This is a genomic window from Burkholderia sp. Ac-20392 (genome assembly GCF_017104585.1).
Classification (GTDB): Bacteria; Pseudomonadota; Gammaproteobacteria; order Burkholderiales; family Burkholderiaceae; genus Burkholderia; species Burkholderia lata.
The window spans coordinates 1-2,422 of record NZ_JAAGPB010000849.1 but is presented as its reverse complement, the minus strand read 5'-3'; the positions used below and the strand labels follow the sequence as shown (position 1 = coordinate 2,422).

The 2,422-nt window shown below is 69.5% G+C and carries 2 protein-coding genes and 1 pseudogene; 2 read left to right on the top strand and 1 reads right to left on the bottom strand.

What is annotated here, in order from left to right:
* Together G3N99_RS38935 and G3N99_RS38930 are read left to right on the top strand one after the other, a co-directional pair.
* A pseudogene (locus G3N99_RS38935) lies at nucleotides 1–318 on the top strand (MFS transporter); the annotation flags it as partial.
* A 38-nt stretch (nucleotides 319–356) separates the two neighbouring features.
* The gene (locus tag G3N99_RS38930; RefSeq protein WP_206125054.1) at nucleotides 357–836 is read left to right on the top strand and encodes a DUF3331 domain-containing protein; all 480 of its coding nucleotides are present in this window, start codon (nucleotides 357–359) and stop codon (nucleotides 834–836) included.
* Between the two features lie 23 nt (nucleotides 837–859).
* Here G3N99_RS38930 and G3N99_RS38925 read toward each other — a convergent pair whose 3' ends face one another.
* Nucleotides 860–2,062 carry a GNAT family N-acetyltransferase gene (locus G3N99_RS38925; protein WP_241012073.1) on the bottom strand — a complete coding sequence of 401 codons (1,203 nt, stop codon included), beginning with the start codon at nucleotides 2,060–2,062 and terminating at the stop codon, nucleotides 860–862.
* Nucleotides 2,063–2,422 lie beyond the last annotated feature (360 nt).

Below are 2,422 nucleotides of genomic sequence, written 5' to 3'. Positions count from 1 at the left end.
GCGGGGCTCTTTAGCGCGGCCACGCCGGCGCCGCTCGCGGTCGCGCTGGGCTTTGCGTTCTCGGCGATCGCGGGGATGCTGCCCGCGACGATTCTCGCGTGTGCGCCGGGCTCCGCGCCGACGCCGTCGCTGGCGCCGCTCAGCATCGGCTGGGTCGTGCAGGGCAACTATCTCGGACAGGTGATCGGGCCGCTGGCGATCGGCGCGATCGTCGGTGCGTTTGGCTGGTCGGGCGGCATCGGGCTGATGCTCGCGGCCGCCGTCACCGGCGCGGCGATCGGCCTGTCGCTGCTGCGCGAACCGATGGGCCGGCGCTGAGTGGGGCGCCGTTCAACCTGCACGGAAATCCGTCAAGCATGCTCAACACCATGGAAAGCCTGATTTGCGAAGAAGACGTGCCGTGCGATGCACCGGCATGGGTCGAAGACGATGCGATGCCGCCGCGTGGCGGCGTCGCGCATCCGCTCGTGACGATCGGCCGGGCGCCGGTTCCCGAGCATGCCGCAGCGGCCGTCTCGCCGTTGCGCCCGCAACTGTTCGTCACGGTGCTGGAGGCCGACGACAATGCGCTGCTGATTCGCTGGGTCGAGAGCGGCCGGTGCCATTACGGCGAGCAGCGCTGGCGCTTGCGCGTCGCGTTGCAGCCGGGCCGCTGCGCGATCTCGGGGCAGCCGATCGAGCCGGGCGAACCGGTGTTCCGGCCGGTGCGGCGGCCCGTGCCGGCCAATGGCGACGAGATGATCCGCCCGGCGTCGGTGCCGGGTGCAACCGGCATGGTGTGTGACGTCGCGCCGGAAGATGACGATGCACACGTGGCGGCCGACGTTCCAGGCTGAACGGCGGCCGCCGCGGCCGCGCGTTACTTCTTCACGTCGTGCCGGTACTGGATGAACCCGGCGTTGTTCGCGAGCTTGTCATACAGCGCGCGCGCGGTCGTGTTGGTTTCGTGCGTGAGCCAGTACACGCGGCTCGCGCCGGCTTCGCGGGCATGCTCGTACACGGCCTCGATCAGCGCACCGCCTGCACCTTGCCCGCGTGCGTCGGGCGCGGTGTACAGGTCCTGCAGGTAGCAGTACGGCCCTTCGGTCCAGCACGAGCGGTGGTAGATCGAATGCACGATTCCGACCAGCGCGCCTGATGCGTCGAATGCGCCGAGTACGAACATCGGCTCGGCGGGATCCATCAGGCGGGCCCACGTCGTCGCGAACACCGCGTCGCTCAGCGCGGTGTCGTAGAACTTCTGATAACCCTGCCACAGCGGGCGCCATGCGGCTTCGTCGGCGGCGACGAGCGGGCGCACCGTGACGCGCGTGGCGTCGTTCGCGCGGCTGGCCGCATCGCGCGCGCTTGCCTGCGCGTGGCGGATCGCGGTGAGCGACTGGCGCTGCTCGCCGTGCGCGTCGAAGTTCTCCGGTGCGAGCCACGCGTCGAACGCGGCGCGGACGTCCGGCCATTCGCTGTCGATGATCGAGAACCACGCGGTGTCGCGATTGCGGCTGCGGTAGACGATCGCCTGCCGGAACGTGCCTTCGTAGCGGAAGCCGAGCCGTGCAGCGGCCTTGCGCGACGGGATGTTCAGGTCGTCGCACTTCCATTCGTAGCGCCGGTAGCCGAGCGTGTCGAACGCGTACTTCATCAGCAGGAACTGCGCTTCGGTCGAAATCGGCGTGCGCTTTAGCAGCGGCGAGAACGTGACGGAGCCGACCTCGATCACGCCGTTGGCCGGATCGATGCGCATCAGCGCGAGCGTGCCGACCGCGCGGCCCGTGGCACGGTCGATCACCGTGTAGTGCAGCGGGTCCGGGCTTGCCTGCGCGGTCCGCGCGTAGTCGCGGTAGCTCGATTCGTCGGCGTACGGGCCGTGGGCGAGATAGGTCCAGTCGCTGCCGTCCGGCGCCTGGGCGTAGGCGGCGTGCAAGTCGGCCGCGTGGCGCTCGGCGTCGAGCGGTTCGAGCCGGCAGTAGCGGCCTTCGAGCACGATGCGCTCCGGGCGCGGGCGCGCGGACCAGTCGGGAACGGGGTGGCCGATGGGTTGCTGGAAAGCGTTGGTGAGCGTGGACAAGGTCGATCTCGCTTCGGTTGGCGGCCGGCGACATGCCGGCATGCAGACGATCGTAGTCGCGACGAGGTACCATGAGAAGCGCCAGAGATCGGCAAATTTATGGTGCCACGAGTTTTGGGGCGCGAACCGCGAGCCGTTATTTACCAGCCGTGCGCAACTAGCCGTGCGCCACTAGCCGTGCGCCACGTTCCAACATTTTCACGCTGCGAAGTTCCGATGACGACTGTCCTTCCTTCCGGCGATGCGCCGTTGCTGCCGCTCGACGCGCCGCTGGCGCGCACGCCGGGCGCGCCTTCGCTGCAGCGCCAGTTGCTGCGCCGCGTGCGCGACGCGATTCTCGGCGGCGCGATGCCGGCCGGC

Excerpts from the sequence above, each read along its gene's own strand:
- G3N99_RS38930 (WP_206125054.1), top strand. The coding sequence starts at position 357 with ATGCTCAACACCATGGAAAGCCTGATTTGCGAAGAAGACGTGCCGTGC.